Source organism: Guyparkeria sp. SB14A, assembly GCF_005096345.1.
Taxonomy (GTDB): Bacteria; Pseudomonadota; Gammaproteobacteria; order Halothiobacillales; family Halothiobacillaceae; genus Guyparkeria; species Guyparkeria hydrothermalis.
The window spans coordinates 14,524-31,306 of record NZ_SWAW01000003.1 but is presented as its reverse complement, the minus strand read 5'-3'; the positions used below and the strand labels follow the sequence as shown (position 1 = coordinate 31,306).

Annotated in this window: 14 protein-coding genes and 1 pseudogene; 5 read left to right on the top strand and 10 right to left on the bottom strand. The window is 69.7% G+C overall.

What is annotated here, in order from left to right:
• Window positions 1–79 precede the first annotated feature (79 nt).
• The 6 genes from FAZ79_RS02015 to aroC all read right to left on the bottom strand — a co-directional run bounded on the left by FAZ79_RS02015 (window position 80) and on the right by aroC (window position 7,715).
• The gene (locus FAZ79_RS02015) at window positions 80–1,165 is read right to left on the bottom strand and encodes an efflux RND transporter periplasmic adaptor subunit (RefSeq protein ID WP_136866251.1); all 1,086 of its coding nucleotides are present in this window, start codon (window positions 1,163–1,165) and stop codon (window positions 80–82) included.
• Window positions 1,166–1,257: 92 nt separating this feature from the next.
• Complete coding sequence (locus FAZ79_RS02010; protein WP_136866250.1) at window positions 1,258–3,966, bottom strand: HAD-IC family P-type ATPase; 2,709 nt, start codon at window positions 3,964–3,966, stop codon at window positions 1,258–1,260.
• A 90-nt stretch (window positions 3,967–4,056) separates the two neighbouring features.
• Entirely contained in the window at window positions 4,057–4,530 is a 474-nt protein-coding gene (gene rnhA, locus FAZ79_RS02005) for a ribonuclease HI (RefSeq protein ID WP_136866249.1), read from the bottom strand.
• Between the two features lie 10 nt (window positions 4,531–4,540).
• Window positions 4,541–5,344: a methyltransferase domain-containing protein gene (locus tag FAZ79_RS02000; RefSeq protein WP_136866248.1), complete on the bottom strand. Its 804-nt coding sequence runs from the start codon at window positions 5,342–5,344 to the stop codon at window positions 4,541–4,543.
• 44 nt (window positions 5,345–5,388) lie between these two features.
• Window positions 5,389–6,597, bottom strand: a complete 1,209-nt coding sequence (locus FAZ79_RS01995; protein ID WP_136866247.1) for an MFS transporter — start codon at window positions 6,595–6,597, stop codon at window positions 5,389–5,391.
• Window positions 6,594–7,715, bottom strand: a complete 1,122-nt coding sequence (gene aroC, locus FAZ79_RS01990) for a chorismate synthase (RefSeq protein ID WP_136866246.1) — start codon at window positions 7,713–7,715, stop codon at window positions 6,594–6,596. Before aroC ends, FAZ79_RS01995 begins: the two co-directional genes overlap by 4 nt.
• 250 nt (window positions 7,716–7,965) lie before the next feature.
• Here aroC and FAZ79_RS01985 point away from each other — a divergent pair, with 250 nt between their 5' ends.
• The 4 genes and pseudogenes from FAZ79_RS01985 (at window position 7,966) to FAZ79_RS01975 (ending at window position 12,094) form a co-directional block, all read left to right on the top strand.
• A complete protein-coding gene (locus FAZ79_RS01985) occupies window positions 7,966–9,531 on the top strand; it encodes an AMP-binding protein (RefSeq protein ID WP_136866245.1) in 1,566 nt (521 codons plus the stop codon).
• Window positions 9,532–9,534: 3 nt separating this feature from the next.
• Window positions 9,535–10,272 (top strand): annotated as a pseudogene (locus tag FAZ79_RS11630) (hypothetical protein); the annotation flags it as partial.
• Window positions 10,273–10,490: 218 nt separating this feature from the next.
• Window positions 10,491–10,820, top strand: coding sequence for a hypothetical protein (locus tag FAZ79_RS11625; RefSeq protein WP_247709469.1), 330 nt, complete (start codon window positions 10,491–10,493; stop codon window positions 10,818–10,820).
• 104 nt (window positions 10,821–10,924) lie between these two features.
• The gene (locus FAZ79_RS01975) at window positions 10,925–12,094 is read left to right on the top strand and encodes an HD domain-containing phosphohydrolase (RefSeq protein WP_169303528.1); all 1,170 of its coding nucleotides are present in this window, start codon (window positions 10,925–10,927) and stop codon (window positions 12,092–12,094) included.
• Window positions 12,095–12,123: 29 nt separating this feature from the next.
• Here FAZ79_RS01975 and rnhB read toward each other — a convergent pair whose 3' ends face one another.
• The gene (gene rnhB / locus FAZ79_RS01970) at window positions 12,124–12,732 is read right to left on the bottom strand and encodes a ribonuclease HII (RefSeq protein ID WP_136866243.1); all 609 of its coding nucleotides are present in this window, start codon (window positions 12,730–12,732) and stop codon (window positions 12,124–12,126) included.
• 44 nt (window positions 12,733–12,776) lie between these two features.
• Between rnhB and lpxB the strand changes: the two genes are divergently transcribed.
• Complete coding sequence (gene lpxB / locus FAZ79_RS01965) at window positions 12,777–13,973, top strand: lipid-A-disaccharide synthase (protein ID WP_136866242.1); 1,197 nt, start codon at window positions 12,777–12,779, stop codon at window positions 13,971–13,973.
• On the opposite strand, the gene FAZ79_RS01960 is transcribed toward lpxB, so the two are convergent.
• The 3 genes from FAZ79_RS01960 to fabZ all read right to left on the bottom strand — a co-directional run bounded on the left by FAZ79_RS01960 (window position 13,970) and on the right by fabZ (window position 16,674).
• Window positions 13,970–15,367, bottom strand: a complete 1,398-nt coding sequence (locus tag FAZ79_RS01960; RefSeq protein WP_136866241.1) for a class II fumarate hydratase — start codon at window positions 15,365–15,367, stop codon at window positions 13,970–13,972. The two genes, lpxB and FAZ79_RS01960, sit on opposite strands and share 4 nt — an antisense overlap.
• A gap of 102 nt (window positions 15,368–15,469) precedes the next feature.
• Complete coding sequence (lpxA, locus tag FAZ79_RS01955) at window positions 15,470–16,237, bottom strand: acyl-ACP--UDP-N-acetylglucosamine O-acyltransferase (RefSeq protein ID WP_136866240.1); 768 nt, start codon at window positions 16,235–16,237, stop codon at window positions 15,470–15,472.
• On the bottom strand, window positions 16,234–16,674 hold the full coding sequence (gene fabZ / locus FAZ79_RS01950; protein ID WP_136866344.1) for a 3-hydroxyacyl-ACP dehydratase FabZ: 441 nt from the start codon (window positions 16,672–16,674) through the stop codon (window positions 16,234–16,236). Before fabZ ends, lpxA begins: the two co-directional genes overlap by 4 nt.
• Window positions 16,675–16,783: the final 109 nt, after the last annotated feature.

Here is a 16,783-nt window from a genome sequence, read left to right as displayed (position 1 = left end):
GTCCCGCCGGCGGCCAACAGCGCCAGCAGGACCAGCAGTACGCTGCGCGAGCGGGAGAACAACGCGGCAAGCAATCCGTTCACCGCTCACCCTCCGCCGTGGGCACCACCTCGATGACATCGCCGTCACGCACGAAGCCCTGGCCCAGCGAAATCAGGCGGACCGTGTCGTCCAGGCCGGTCACCCAGACCTGCTCGGCATCGGCGCGGATCGGCGTGACCGGCACGAAGCGGGCCTCGAGTTCATCCGCCGCTCCGTCCACGGCGATCTTGACGCCCAGTTCGCCCGACTCGCTCTGCGAGATCAGCGCCGGAGAAATGGCATGCGCACGCACCTCCTCGACGGGAATCTCGACCGTGACGCTGGTGCCCGACGGCAGGTTGCGGTCGGGGTTGGCCACCTCCACCCGCGCCCGGAAGGTCCGTGTCTCGTCTTCGGCGACGGTCGAGACGTAACGCACCGTACCCTCCCGAACCTGGCCATCCAGGAAGGTCACCCGGGCGGCCTGTCCTTCCTCGACCTCGTGGATACGGTGCTGCGGGATGCGCACCACGGCGCGCAGGGGGTTGTTCTCGACGATCTCGGCGACCGGTTCGCCCGCCGCGACCACGTCGCCGACTCGGGCGATCTGCCGATTGAGCACCCCGGCGATCGGGGTCGGGATTGCCGTGTGTTCGATATCGAGCTCGATGGCGGCCACCCGCGCCCGCGCGGCCTCGAGTTCGGCACGGGCGCGCTCGGCGGCCAGCCGCGCCTGAAAGCCCTGGTCGGCCAGTCGGCTCGCCGCATCGTAATCACCCTGGGCACGCCGTTCGGCGGCCTTGGCCTCGCTCAACCGCGCGGGACGGTCATCCAGCGTCAACCGCGCGAGCAATTGGTCGGCCTCGACTACCGCGCCTTCCTCCACCGGAGTCTCGGCGACCTCGCCGCCCGTCTTGGCCCGCACTCGAACCACCTGCTCGGGTTCGGCCTGCCCCTGGAGTTGCAATACCCGCTCGACCGACTCGGCATGACTGCCGGTAAGGCCGACCTTCACCGTGGTGCTGCGCTCGGGCGTGTCGACCTCACCGCCGTTGTCATCGCCGCTCAACACCCAGCCAAACAGCAATAGGGCAAGCAGCAGGAGGACCAATCGGCCCACGTTGCGCGATAACCAAGACCTCATCGAAAATCATTCCTGTCAGTGGCGGTATATCACTGGCTACGCCGAGGCGCAGACAATCCCACGCCCATGGTAGCAATTCCCGCGACGGGCGCTCAGCCCACCCCGCCGACAATGTGACGGGTGACGGCCTTGTAGACCTCCATCAGGGCGAACGAGGCCACCCCGACCGCGAGGATCAACAGGCCGTCGGCCAGCGGCACGGCCTCGGTGGCGAACACCCCCTGCATGGCCGGCAGGTAGGTCACCAGCAACTGCGCGAGCGTGACGACGATCACCGCCAGCCAGACGGGACGCGTGCCGCGAATCAGGTCGAGGCTGAGCGACGAGCCGTGCAGGTTGCGGATGAAGAACAGCTGGAAGATCTCGAGCACCACCAGGGTGTTCATCGCCATGGTGCGGGCCAGTTCCAGGGAATATCCCTGCGCGATCGCGTGGTGGTAGACGCCGAAGACCGCCGCGAGAAAGACCAGCGCCACCAGCGCGATGTAGATCAGCCAGCCGCCGGTGAGGACCGGCTCGTTGCGCGGTCGTGGCGGGCGATTCATCACGCTCGATTCGCTGGGCTCGAAGGCGAGCGCCAGCCCCAGCGTGGTCGCGGTGACCAGGTTGATCCACAGGATCTGGATGGGTGTTACCGGCAGGGTCAGGCCGGCCAGCAGGGCCACGATGATGGTCAGCGCCTCGCCGGCATTGGTCGGCAGGGTCCAGCTGATCACCTTCTTGATGTTGTCGTAGACGGTCCGGCCCTCGCGGACGGCCGCCACGATCGAGGCGAAATTGTCGTCGACCAGCACGAGATCGGCGGCCTCCTTGGCCGCCTCGCTGCCCTTGCGCCCCATGGCAATCCCGGCATCGGCGCGCTTGAGGGCCGGGGCATCGTTCACCCCGTCGCCGGTCATCGCGACACTCTGGCCGAGCGCCTGCAGGGCCTCGACCAGACGCAGCTTGTGCTCGGGGCTGGTACGCGCGAACACGTCGACGTCGGTGACGCGTTCGATCAGCTCGGCATCCGACAGGTGCTCGATCTCCGCGCCGGTCAGCGAGCGATCCGGTCGCTCGAGTCCAACCCGGGCGGCGATCGCGCGGGCCGTGCCGGCGTGATCGCCGGTGATCATCTTGACGCGAATGCCCGCCCGCCGGCATTCGGCCACCGCCTCGATCGCCTCGGGGCGGGGCGGGTCGGACAGCCCCACCAGCCCCAGCAGGATCAGCCCATCGCCCACCTCGGACCGCTCGAGCACGGTCTGCGACGGCTCGACCGGGCGCCAGGCCAGGGCCAACACCCGCTGACCTTCGCCGGCCAGCGCTTCGGCCCGCTCGGCCCAGAACGCGTGGTCCAGCGGCTCGGTCTCGTCCCCGTCGGCGGCCTGCCGGTCGCACATCGCCAGCACCGCCTCGGGGGCGCCCTTGACCGAGATGGCCGCATGACCCTCGTGATCGTGGTCCAGGGTCGCCATGAAGCGGTGCGCCGCGTCGAAGGGGATCGCGTCATTGCGCCGCCAGCGCGCCCGTTCCTCCCGCAGATCCAGGCCGGCCCGCCCGGCCATCGCCAGCAAGGCCCCTTCCATGGGGTCACCTTCGACCTGCCAGCTGCCCTCGTCGCTGCGCAGGTGGGCGTCGTTGCACAGCAACGCCGTGCGCGCGAGTCGGTCGAATGACGCCGGCGTCGACGGCCCGGCCGGATGGCCGTCGAGCAACACCTCGCCGCGGGTTGCATACCCCTCGCCGGTGATCGTCAAGGTCGCCGCGGCGAGCGCCACCTCGGAGACCGCCATCTCGTTGCGGGTCAGCGTGCCGGTCTTGTCGGTACAGATCACGGAGACCGAGCCGATGGTCTCGATGGCCGGCAGGCGCCGGACGATCGCCTGCCGGCGGGCCATCGCCTGCACGCCGACGGCCAGGGTGATGGTCAGTACGGCCGGCAGGCCTTCGGGGATGGCCGCGACCGACAATCCGACCACGACCATGAAGGTCTCCTCGAATGCCATTCCCCGCCACCAGACGCCCAGCGCGAGAATCAGACCGGCGCCCAGGAGAATCACGGCCGTCAGCCAGCGACCGAAGCGGTTCATCTGTTCGAGCAATGGCGTGGTCAGGGTCTGCACGCCCGCGATCAGTCCGGAGATCCGGCCCAGCTCGGTGTGGGTCCCGGTGGCCGTGACCACGCCACGGGCCGCCCCACGGGTCACCAGGGTGCCGCTGTAGGCCATCGAGCGACGGTCGCCCAGCGGGGTGTCGGCCTCGACCGCCTCGGCCGCCTTTTCCTCGGCAAGCGATTCGCCGGTCAATACCGCCTCGTCGACATGCAGGTCGTGGACCTCGAGCAGGCGCAGGTCGGCCGGCACCCGGTCACCCGCCTCCAGCAGCACGATGTCGCCCGGCACCAGCTCATCGCCCGGGATCGCCTGGCGCTGGCCGTCGCGCACCACGGCCGCCTTGAGGGCCAGCATGTGACGGATGGCGTCCATGGCCTGCTCGGCGCGGCCTTCCTGGATGAACCCGATCAGCGCGTTGGCCAGCACCACCGCCAGGATGACGGCGGTGTCGATACCGTGCCCCAGCACGGCCGTCACGGCGGCCGCGCCCAGCAGGACGTAGATGAGGATGTTGTGGAACTGGCGCAGCAGGCGCCGCCAGGCGGGCGGGCGCGGGGCCTCGGGCAGGCGATTGGCGCCGAAGCGTTCGCGGCGCTCGGTCACCTCGGCGGACGCCAGACCATCGGGGCGTGTCTCGAGCCCTGCCAACACCGCATCGGGCGACTCGGCATGCCATGACTGGCTCGATCGGGACTCCTCGCTCATTGCCGCCCTCCTTCGCTCCGTGAACCACCCACCCGAGGGGAAACCCCCAGGAGAGTATTACCCCGATCGCCCATGAACGCGACGCGGTTGTCAGCCGGCGGCCGCCTCGTCCATGGCCCGGTTGGCGAGCTGGTCGGCGCGCTCGTTTTCCGGGTGGCCAACGTGCCCGCGGGTCCAGTGCCAATGCACGTGGTGTCGACCCGCCGCCTGCTCGAGGCGCTTCCAGAGATCGGCGTTCTTGACCGGCTTGCCGGCCGCCGTACGCCAATTGCGTCGCCGCCAGTTGTGGATCCACTCGGTGATCCCCTGGCGCACGTACTGCGAGTCGGTGGTCAGGTGCACCTCGCAGGGTTCCTTGAGCGCCTCGAGCGCCTCGATCGCCGCGGTCAGTTCCATGCGGTTGTTGGTGGTCTCGGTGTCCGCGCCCCACAGGTCGCGTTCGTGTTCGCCGAAGCGCAGCACCGCCCCCCAGCCACCGGGGCCGGGGTTGCCGCGGCACCCCCCGTCGGTCCAGGCGTGTACCACCTTGCGGCGGGTGGGGCTCTCGTTCGGGGCGTGATCCATGATGGCTAACTTATCGCTGAAGAGTGGACGAATGGCGGCGCAGGCCGGCAACCTCGCCGCGCACGGGCTGACCGACCAGAGAGGCCAGGCGAAACGCGGGCTTGGGTCGGCTGGGCCGCGCCACCCGCCGGGTCGCATCAATGACGTACAGGCCATTGAGGAACCAGGCCCACTCGGCGCTCCAGCGCCGCGGGCGTTCGCCTCGCTGGTAGGCCGTCTCGCGACACCACGGGATCACCCCGCCGACCGGCTCGATCGCCTCGATGCGGTAGCCCAGCACGCGCAGCCAGTCGACCACCCGCCAGGTGGGATGGTGGTGACCCAGCGCCAACGGTGCGTGGCAGCCGGGCCAGAAGCGCGAACGCAGGTGCAGTAGGCTCGCCGGATTGAGGCCGACGATCAGCAGCCGCCCCTCGGGGCGCAGGGTCCGGTCGATCTCGCGCAGGATCTCGTGCGGATTGCGCCGGTCCTCGAGCACGTGCAACGCGATCACCAGGTCGGCCGCCTCGCTCTCGATCGGCAGGGCATCGAGCTCGACCGGCAACGCCCCCGACCGCCCACCGGCGCCGGCACCCGGCGGACCGGCGAGTACGCGGTGATCGATACGCAACTGCCGCGCCCAGCCGAAACGCCGCTCGATCTCCAGCCCGGCCTCGCCCAACACCAGCGCGTGATAGCCAAAGGCCGTCTCCGCCCGCCGGGCGAGCATGGCGGCGAGATCGGCAGCCACCAGCCGGCCGACCGGCCCGCGGTACCAGTCGGCCGCGGCGACGCTGGCTGCAAGCGCGCTGTCCCTGGCTGGATTCTGTGTCACGGCGTCCTCGTGCAGCGTTGGGTCGTCCGCAAGCCGGCCTGGATTCAGGCCACCTCGCGCTCGCCCGGCGACCAGCGCACCACCCGCCGGGCGGCGAGCATCAGGGCAAACGCCAGCAGGCTGGCGAGTGTCATGGCGGCAAAGGCCGGGCCGGGCTCCACTCTACCCCAGAGCAGACCGGCGAGGTACAGGCCGAGCGCCGCGCCACCGCCGTAGCTCGCCGCCGACAGGATCGCCTGGCCGCGGGCGTGGGCTCGGCCCGGGAACTGGTGATCGATCACCCAGATGCCCACCGCGTGGGTCATGCCGAAACTGGCCGCGTGCAGCAGCTGGGCGAACAGCAGCCAGCCGAGCACGTCGGCCTGGTAGCCGATCAGCCACCAGCGCAGCGCCATCAGGCCGATGGCGAGCAGCATCAGGAACAGGGGCGCGAAGCGATTGCGCAACCCCGGCAAGGCGAAGAACAGCACGATTTCGGCGACCACGCCCAGCGCCCACAGCAACCCGATGGCCGTGGCCGAGTAGCCCAGCTCGGCCAGGTGCACGGAGAAGAACGCGTAGTAGACGCCGTGGGAGAGGTTGATCAGGAACGAGCCGGCGAAGAATGCCAGCATGGCCGGTTCGCGGAGCCGATCGCGGATCGAGACGGGGCGCGCGCCGGTATCGGGCGGCACGCCCGGCTCGGGGACGCGCCACAACACCACCGCCAGGGCGACCAGGGCCGCGGCCATCAGCCAGGGCACGGCACCCAGGCCGATGCGATCGATCAGTGCGCCCAACCCCACCGAGGCGACGATGAAACCGATCGAGCCCCAGGCGCGCAACGCGGGGTAGCGCTCGGGGGCCGGGCCGGTCAGGCGCAGCGCGGCCACGTCGAGCTGCGAGAGCAGCGGCTGCCAGAAGAAACCGAAGGCCACCAGCAGGAGCATCCAGCCGACCAGCCCCGCCTCGATGCCGGCGAGCAGCGCCAACCCCACGGCCAGCACGGCGCTGATCACGGCGGTGGCGATCAGCCAGACGATCACCCGACCACTGTGGTCGACCACCCAGCCGAGTAGCGGTGGCGCGACCAGCTTGGCGGCCATCACCATGGCAAGCATCGCCCCGACCGTGTCGGGACCGAATCCCTGTTCGATCAGGTAGGGACTGAAATAGGGCAGGTAGATCCCCAGCCCCAGGAAGAAGGCGAAGTAGCCGAGCCGGATCGGGTTGAGGCGCGCCACCCCGCCCTGTCCTGCCGGGGCCATGCTCATCGGCCGGGTGTCGAGCCGTCCCCGGCCGGGATGACCGGCGTGTCGGTGGCGAGATCACCGCATTGCCCGCGCTGGCGCAGGGCGTGATCCATCAGAGTGAGCGCCAGCATCGCCTCGGCGATCGGGGTGGCGCGGATGCCCACACACGGGTCGTGGCGCCCGGTGGTGACCACCTCGGTGGCCTCCCCCTGCTTGTCGACGCTGCGACCGGGCAGGCGGATGCTCGAGGTCGGCTTCAAGGCGAGATGCGCGACGATGTCCTGCCCGCTGGAGATGCCGCCGAGCACGCCACCGGCGTGGTTGGAGAGAAACCCCTCGGGCGTGATCTCATCGCGGAATGCCGTGCCGCGCGCGGCCACGCAGTCGAACCCGTCACCGATCTCCACGCCCTTGACCGCGTTGATACCCATCAGGGCATGCGCGATGTCGGCATCGAGACGATCGAACACCGGCTCGCCCCACCCCGGCGGACAGCCTTCGGCACGCACGGTGACCTTGGCGCCGACCGAATCGCCCGAACGACGCAGGTCGTCCATGAAGGTCTCGAGCTCGGCCACCTGATCGGCGCAGGGCCAGAAGAACGGGTTCTCGCCCACCGCCGCCCAGTCGAAGCAGTGGTCGTTGAGCACGATGGGGCCGAGCTGGGAGAGATGCCCGCGCACGGTCACCCCGTGCGTCTCGCTCAGCCACTTTTTCGCGATCGCGCCGGCAGCCACGCGCATGGCGGTCTCGCGGGCCGAGGAGCGCCCGCCGCCACGGTAGTCGCGCACGCCGTACTTCTGCCGGTAGCTGTAGTCGGCGTGTCCCGGCCGGAACTGCTCGGCGATCTTGGAGTAGTCCTTGGAGCGCTGGTCGACGTTCTCGATCAAGAGACCAATCGGCGTGCCGGTGGTCTCGCCCTCGAACACGCCTGAGAGGATGCGCACCTGATCGGGCTCGCGACGCTGCGTGGTGTGGCGCGAGGTGCCCGGCCGGCGGCGGTCGAGGTCGGCCTGCAGGTCGGCCTCGGAGAGCTTCAGTCCCGGCGGACAGCCGTCGACGATCGCGCCGAGCGCCGGTCCGTGGGATTCGCCGAAGGTCGTGACCCGAAACAGCGTGCCGAAGGTGTTGCCTGCCATACCTGTGGTTCCAAAAACGCGGGCCGCCGCGATGGCGACGGCCGGTTGTGTCCCGCCGAGTGCCCGGCGGGGCGTGCTAAAATGCGCGGTCCGCGTTGGACCGGCTGTCGCGCCGTCCCGCGCGATCCCGAACGGGTAAAAACCGATCGGACAAACGCCCGTCGACGATCGCCCGCTTGCAACGGTCGCCCAGTCCAAAGACCGCAGAGTATACCTGTCCCCCCGGGACACTGCCCAAGACCCGCCGCCCATGCCCATCGCGCTCATCTCCACCATCGACCGGCAGGCACGCGATCGCCCGCGCGCTCGCGCAGTGGGTGACCGGCACCAGTGGCTGGACTACGCCGAGCTGGCCGGTCGACTTCAGGCCGCGCGGGCGGCGCTGCGCGGACTCGATCTCGCCGCGGGCGACCGGGTGGTGCTCTGGGCGGGCAAGTCGGTCGACACGGTGGTCTGGCTGCTCGCCATGCTGGCCGAGGACATCGTGCCCGCCCCGGCCCACCCGGGGCTCAAGCCCGAGCAGGTCGACCATCAACTCGCCCGCTGCGAGGCACGCGGCCTGCTCGCCGATCGGGCCCGGTTACGGAGTTACGGGCAGAGCGCATTCGAGGCCGACTGGGGCTGGTGGGCCGCCGGTGTCGATGCCCCGCAGGGTCTGCCCTCACCCGATGCCAACGGCGCGGTTGGTCTGCCACCCCGCGAGACCGGTCGATTCCCCGACCGTCTGGCCATGCTGTTCTTCACCTCCGGCAGCACCGGCCTGCCCAAGGGCGTGATGGTCAGCGAGGGCAATCTGGACGCAGGCACCGAGGTGGTCGCCGACTACCTCGGCCTGCGCGAGGACGACGTAATCGCCGCCATGCTGCCGCTGGCCTTCGATTACGGCTTCTCACAGGTCAGCACCGGGCTTTCCGTCGGGGCGGCGGTCTACCTCGACGACTACCTGCTACCCGCCGACCTCAAGCGCCCCCTGCTGCGCGAGCAGGTGACCGTGTTCGCCGGCACCCCGGGCCTGCTGGTGCCGCTGTCGCGCCAGCCCTGGCTGAGCGAGGCCCCGGCCCTGCGCGTGCTGACCAATTCCGGCGGGGCCCTGCCGACCGCGGCCGTGCGCCGACTGCGCGAGGCACGCCCGGCCACGCAACTGTTCCTGATGTACGGCCTGACCGAGGCCTTTCGCGCCACCTTCCTGCCGCCCGATGAAGTCGACGCACACCCCGATTCGATCGGCTACCCGCTGCCGGGTACCACCATCGGGCTGGTCGATGCCGACGGCCGCTTGCTGGGTGCCGGCGAGACCGGCGAACTGGTCCAGGGCGGGCCGCTGGTAACCCGGGGCTACATCAACGATCCCGAGGCGAGCGCCCAACGCTTCCGTGCCCCACCGACCGGCTGGCCGGACGAGGCGGCCGAACGCGTGGTTTTCAGCGGCGACCGCGTGCGCATGGATAAGGCGGGACGCCTGTACTTCGCGGGTCGACTCGACGAGCAGATCAAGGTGGCCGGCTTTCGCATCAGCCCCGAGGAAATCGAGTCGGTCGCCCACGCGGTCGCGGGGATCGACGAGGCGGTCGCCGTGGGCGTGTCCGATCCGGAAAGCGGCAACCAGCGACTGGTTCTGCACGTCGCCCCGGACCGCGCGGACATCGAGGCGCTGCGCCATCACCTGCGCCTGCATCTGGCGCCCTACCAGCAGCCGGCGGCGATCGTCGCGCACGCCGCCCTGCCCCGGTCGGCCAACGGCAAGTTCGACCGGCAGGCCCTGCTGGACACGACAGGCAATACTGGCAACGCAGACAACACCGGGGAGAGGCACTGATCCATGGCGAGACGTGACGAAACCACGCCCTGCAACGGCCACGAGGTCCTCGATCAGACGCTCGGCCCGCTGGCCGACTGCTGGGGCCGGGAAAACGGCCACCTCTCGATCGATGGCCAGCCGCTTTCCGCACGCGTGGCGCAGACGCCGGCCTACCTCTACAGCCGACGCTGCCTCGATGCGTCCGTCGCCTCGCTGCGCGCGGTCCTGCCGGCCTCGATCGGCATCCACTACGCGATAAAAGCCAACCCCTTCCCGCCATTGGTGCGCCACCTCGCCGAGCAGGTCGACGGCTTCGATTGCGCCTCGCTCGCCGAGATGCAACTGGCCCGCGACGTCGCGAACGACGCGCAGCGGCTCTCGATCGCCGGGCCGGCCAAGTCGCGGGCCGAGCATCGCTTCGCCATCGAGGCGGGCATCACCATCAACACCGAGTCGGTCGGCGAGATCGAGCGCATCCTGACCGAATCGCGCCGCCTCGGCCGACGCGCCCGGGTGGCGCTGCGCGTCAACCCGCCGTTCGCGCTGAAGGGGTCGGGCATGCACATGGGCGGCGGTGCCCGGCCGTTCGGCATCGACAGCGAGGCGATCCCCGCGCTGCTCGAGCAGCGCGACCGGCTTGCCGAGGGCGGCATCGATCTCGTCGGGCTGCACCTGTTCGCCGGCTCGCAGAGCCTGGACGCCGAGGCGATCGCCGCGACCCTGAACGCCTGGACCGACCTGCTGCGCGACTGGCAAGAGGCCACCGGCTTCACGCCCGAGGAGCTGATCATCGGCCCGGGCCTGGGGGTCGCTATCACCCCGGCGACCGCCCGCTGGACCTCGATGCCCTGGCACCGGCCTTCGCGCGGCTCGCCAACGAGCTCGACAGGCTGGGCGAGGCCGGCGGCCGGCGGATCGTCACGCGCCTGGAAATCGGGCGCTTCCTGGTCGCCGGTGCCGGCGTTTATCTCACGCAGGTGGTCGACCGCAAGGTCTCTCGTGGCACCACCTTCCTCGTCTGCGACGGCGGCATGCACCACCACCTCGCCCTGTCGGGCAACCTCGGCGCGGTGCTGCGGCGCAATTGGCCGCTGGTGGCCGCCGATCGGCTCGACGTGCCGGCGAGCGAAACGGTCGACCTGGCCGGCCCGCTGTGCACGCCGCTGGACGTGCTGGGCAAGAACCAGTCGCTGCCGCCACTCGGCCCGTGCGATCGCATCGCGGTACTGCAGTCGGGTGCCTACGGGGCATCGGCGTCGCCGACCGGCTTTCTCTCGCGCGAGCCGGCGATCGAATACTTGATCTGACCGCTTCGCTGGCCAACACTCGCCCCATCCTCCCTCTGCCACGCGCTGCCCACATGCCGAACACCCCCTCCACCGCCGCAACCGACCCATCACGCGGTCCATCGATGGCGCAGCCCGATCCCGCCCTGCCCTTTCGCCGGTTTCTTCTGGTCAACGTGGCGCTCCTGCTGATCTCGCTGGTAGCCAACCTGGTCATCGAGCGCCCGGTGTTCTCCCTGGTGCATGCCCTGATGTTGGCCGCGGTGGCGGCGAGCTGGGCCGTGGCGTCGCGCTGGGGGTGGCGGGTCGCCAAGCGCTGGTATCTCGCGGCCTTGATGCCCTACATGATCAGCTTCGCCTTCATCGGCCAGCTCGAGAGCTTCGACATCCTCTGGATGCTGCTCTTCCCGCCGATCGCAGCCTTCCTGGTCGAGCGACCGCGCAGCCTGATCCTGTGGGACGCGAGTTTCCTCGCGCTGGTGGCCGGTGTTTACAGCCTGCACTGGGTCGGGCTCTACCCGCTGATGTACACGGACATCGCCCTGGGCGCGCAGTGGACCGCACTGTTCTTCCTCGCGGTGATCAGCTGGTTCATGCAGGGCTACAAGGCGCAGCTCGCCGACGTGCAGCGCGCCTTTCGTCAGCAGCTCGAGCAGCAGGTCGACGACGGTCTGAAGCAGATCCGCGGCCTGAACCAGGAGCTGGAATCGACCCAGACCGATCTGGTGCGCCTGCTCGGCGAGCTCTGCGAGGCCCGTTCGGAGGAAACCGGAAACCACGTTGCCCGCGTGGCCGCCTACGCCCGGCACCTGGCGACGCTCGCCGGCCTGCCCGAGCATCACGTCACCTCGATCCACCAGGCCGCCCCGCTGCACGACGTCGGCAAGATCGCGATCCCCGACCGGATCCTGAACAAGCCCGGGCGCCTGACCGACGAGGAGTTCCGCGAGATGCAGTCGCACACGCACCTCGGCCACGGCATCCTCAAGGCCTCGGGCCGGCCGTTGCTGCAGGCCGCGGCCACGATTGCCCACGAGCACCACGAGCGCTGGGACGGCAACGGCTACCCGCGCGGCCTGTCGGGCGAGGCCATCTCGATCGAGGGGCGGGTGGTGGCAATCGCCGACGTGTTCGACGCGCTCTCCTTCGCCCGCGCCTACAAGCCGGCCTGGGAGGACGGGGCGATCCGCGAGCTGTTCACGACCGAGCGTGGCCGGCAGTTCGACCCAGCGCTGACCGACCTGTTTCTCGGCCGCTACGAGGAATTCGTCGCCCTGCGCGAGCGCAGCGGCTGACGATCGAAGAAAAGGTCAGACGAGGAAGGTCAGACCAGCAGGCGTCGCACCGGGGCGAAGGAGCGACGGTGGATCGGGCTGGGGCCCAGTTCCGCGAGCGCGGCGAGATGGGCGGGGGTGGGATAGCCCTTGTGCCGCGCCAGACCGTAACCGGGATGCTCGGCATCCAGCGCGACGATCTGCCGGTCGCGGGTGACCTTGGCCAGGATGGAGGCGGCGGCGATCGCCGGGTCGGAGGCGTCCCCGCCGATCAGGGCCCGGCCCAGCACCGGCAGCTCGGGGCAGCGATTGCCGTCGATGTGCGCGCGGTCGAGGGCGTGCCCGTCGTCGAGCAGGGCGAGCACGGCCCGCCGCATGGCGAGCATCGAGGCGTGCAGGATATTGAGCTCGTCGATCTCGGCGACGCTCGCCTCGGCAATCGCCCAGCCGGCGGCGTGCTCGAGGATCTCGTCGAACAGCGCCTCGCGGCGGCGCTCGGTGAGCTTCTTGGAATCGTCGAGCAGCCGGATCGGGCGGGCCGGGTCGAGGATCACGGCGGCGGCGACCACCGGACCGGCCAGCGGACCGCGCCCGGCCTCGTCGACGCCGCAGTAACAGCCCGCGTGGTCCAGATCGTCAAACAAGTCGGCTTGCGGCATACTCGCGCCCATTCGTTGTTACCACCTATGTTTCCGGGGGCTGCTTGGATTCCGAGACCCATCGTCATGCTCGAGCGGGCCATGCTCAACCGCGCATCCTGATTGCCGCCGGCGAGGCCTCCGGCGACATGTACGCCGCCGAGCTGATGCCCCGCCTAATCGCGCGCCTGCCCGGCCTGACCGCCTTCGGCCTGGGTGGGACGCAGTCGCGCGCCGCCGGCATCGACACGATCGTCGACCTGGACCAGGTCTCGGTGATGGGCCTGGTCGAGGTGTTGCGCCACTACGGCCAACTGCGCGCGGCGATGAACACCCTGGTCGAGGCACTGGACCGCGATCGGCCCGACCTGGTCATCGCGATCGACTTTCAGGAATTCAACCAGCGCCTGGCGAAGGCCGCCAAGGCGCGCGGCATCCCGGTCCTGTTCTTCGTCGCCCCGCAGGTCTGGGCCTGGCGAGCCGGTCGGGCACGGCACTTTGACCGCTACGCCGATCACATGGCCGTGCTGTTCGATTTCGAGGTGCCGCTGTTCGCCCAGCACGGCCTGCCCACCACGCAGGTCGGTCACCCGTTGCTCGACCTGATCGATCGCGAGGCGCCGGATCGCGACAAGGCTCGGCGCGCCCTGTCGATCCATGACGAGCCGACCATTGGCCTGCTGCCCGGCAGTCGTCGCGGCGAGATCGAGCGGCTGCTGCCAATATTCCTCGCCACCGCCGAGCAGCTATTGGCGGCCAGTCCCGCGCGGCGCTTTCTGCTGCCGCGCGCCGGATCGATCGACCCGGAGTGGCTGGCCGCGCAGATCGAGGCGGCAGGCCCGTCGCCGGCCCTGCGTGATCGACTGACGGTCACCGAGGGCGGCGCCCGGCAGGTGATGGCGGCGAGCGACGCCCTGCTGATCGCCAGCGGCACCGCGACGCTCGAGGCGGCCCTGATCGGTACTCCCCAGGTGATTGCCTATCGCAGCAACGCCCTGACCTACGCCCTCGCAAAGCGGCTGGTGCGGGTCGAGCACGTCGGCCTGCCCAACATCATCCTCGGCCGCGAAGCCGTCCCGGAGCGCATCCAGCACGACGCGACGCCGACGCGGCTGGCTAACGACCTCGAATCGATCCTCACCACGGACCGCGCCCGGGAACAGCGGACGGCCCTGGCGGAAATCCGGGACCGCCTCGGCGCGGGCGGCGCGCTCGACCGGCTGGCCGACTTGGCCGCCGAGATGATCGCGCGGTCGGGCTAACCCTCGCCGGTCAGTCGTTTCGGGTCGAGGAGTTCGGTGAGGCGCGCCTCGTCGAGGTCGGTCATCTCGCGGGCCACGTCGATCACCGCCCGTCCCTCGGCATAGGCGCGCTTGGCGATCGCCGCGCCGGCCTCGTAGCCGATCACGGGGTTGAGCGCGGTCACCAGGATCGGGTTGGCGGCCAGGTCGCGCTCGATGCGTTCCTGGTTGACGGTAAAGCCGGCAATCGCCTTGTCGGCCAGCATCCGCGAGGCGTTGGCCGCGAGGGTGATCATCTCGTCGAGATTGGCCGCGACCAGCGGGAACATCACGTTGAGCTCGAAGTTGCCCGACTGGGCGGCCATGGCGACGGCGTGATCCAGCCCCTGGACCTGCACGGCGACCATCGCCACGGACTCCGGCACCACCGGGTTGACCTTGCCCGGCATGATCGAGCTGCCCGGTTGCAGCGCCGGCAGGCTGATCTCGCCGAGACCGGCGAGCGGGCCGCTGTTCATCCAGCGCAGGTCGTTGGCGAGCTTGTGCAGGAACACCGCCACCCCGCGCAGGGCGGAGCTGAGCGCGAGCGAGTCGTCCTGCACGCTCATGCCGGTGGTCGGCTGCGCCAGGCGGCTGAAGGGAATCTCACGCTCCAGCGTCGTATTGAGCGCCGCGACGCTCGCCTCGGCAAAGCCCTGCGGCGCATTCAGCCCCGTGCCCACCGCCGTGCCGCCCAGTGGCAGGGCCAGGTTGCGGTCACGGGCCTGTTCGAGGGAGAGCCGCCAGCCGCGCAATTGCTCGACGTAACCCTCGAGTACCTGGTCGAAGCGCACCGGGGTGGCATCCATCAGGTGCGTGCGGCCCGTCTTGACCACGTCACGCAGGTTGCGGGCCCGCCCGAGCAGCACGGTCTCCAGGTGCGCCAGCGCCGGGAGCATGTCCTGCTCGACACGCTGCACCGACATCACCCGAATCGCGCTCGGCACCATGTCGTTGGAGCTCTGGCTCATGTTGACGTGGTCGTTGGGGTGCACGTCGGCCGATGCGCCCGCCAGATGGGCGATCACCTCGTTGACGTTCATGTTGCTCGAGGTGCCCGAGCCGGTCTGGTAGACGTCGACCGGAAACGCCTCGAGGAACCGGCCCTCGGCCAGGCCCGCGACCAGCCGGTCGACCACGGCCGTGATGGCCTCGCCACGCCCGGCATCCAGCGTGCCGATCGCCTGGTTGCCACGGGCGCAGGCGCCCTTCAGGTGACACAGCGCCTCGATGAAGGCCACCGGCATGGGCCGGCCACTGACCGGGAAGTTGTCGACCGCGCGCTGGGTCTGTGGACCGTAGAGGGCGTCGCCCGGCAGGCGGACCTCGCCCAGGCTGTCGTGTTCGATGCGTTCGGCGGGATGCGTGGCTGTCATGGCGTTGTCGGACGACGTGTTCGGGGTAGATAAGGCCGGCCCCGGATGGCACCGGCGGGGTTCGGGCCGAGGCAAGCCGGTGCCTGGCCGTTGGAATGGGGGTCAGCGGGTGATGCCGCGCTCGCTCTCGCGGATGAAGTCGAGCATCTCGGCCAGGGCCGGCTCGGTCTCGGCGGCCTGCTCGAACTCGGTCCAGACCAGATCGTCGCCCTGGCGCTTGACCAGCTGGCGGAAGCAGCGGTTGAGCAGCGTGATGGTCTCGGGCGAGAAACCGCGCCGCTTCATCCCCTCCTTGTTCAGGCCGATGGCCCGTGCCCGCGCCCCGTCGGCCATGACGAACGGCACCACGTCCTTGGACACCTTGGAGAAGCCGCCGATGAAGGCATGCGACCCGATGTGGCAGAACTGGTGCGCGACCGCGAAGCCGCCGAAGATGGCGTGCTCGCCCACCTCGACGTGTCCGGCGAGCGAGGCGGCGTTGGCCAGGATGACGTGGTCACCCACCAGGCAGTCGTGGGCGACGTGCGCGTAGGCCATCACCAGGATGTCCGACCCCAGCCGGGTCAGGCCGCCGCCACCGGCGGTGCCGCGGTGGATGGTAGAGAACTCGCGGATGCGGTTGCGATCGCCGATCTCGAGAAAGGTGCGTTCGCCGGCGAACTTCAGGTCCTGCGGCACCTCGCCCACCACCGCGTGGCTGAAGATGTGGTTGTCCGTCCCGATCCGGCACGGCCCCTTGATCACGGCGTGGGACTCGATGACCGTGTTGGCACCGATCTCGACCTCGCCCTCGATGATCGCAAAGGGGCCGACCTGCACGCTCTCGTGCAGACGGGCCTCGTCACTGATGATCGCGCTGGGATGAATCACTCGATCACTTCCTTGGCCACGCACTTGACCGTGGCCCGCGCCGCCAGCTCGTCGCCCACGTGCGCCGTGCAGTTGAAGATGCCCATGCCGCGGGCCATGCGCTTGATCTCGACCCGGATGGTGAGCTGGTCGCCCGGCTCGACCATGCGGCGGAACGTCACGTCGTCCAGTCCGACCAGCATGTACAGGGCGTTGTCCTTGGGCTTGCCGCCGTTGGAACGGAAGGCGAGCACGCCGGTGGCCTGGGCCATCGCCTCGGTGATCAGCACGCCGGGCATGATGGGACGGACCGGGAAGTGGCCCTGGAAGAACGGCTCGTTGAAGGTGACGTTCTTGATCGCTACCAGATACTCGTTGGGCGCCCAGTCGACCACGCGGTCGATCAGCAGGAACGGGTATCGGTGCGGCAGGAGCTCCATGATCTCCTGCACCATCATGGTGTTGTCTTCGCTCACGAGTCTTCCTCAGGGCTCGGCGTCTCACCGAGCTGTTTTTCCAGTTGCTTGACCCGGCGTGCGAGCCGGTCGAGTTGTTTGAATCGCGCGG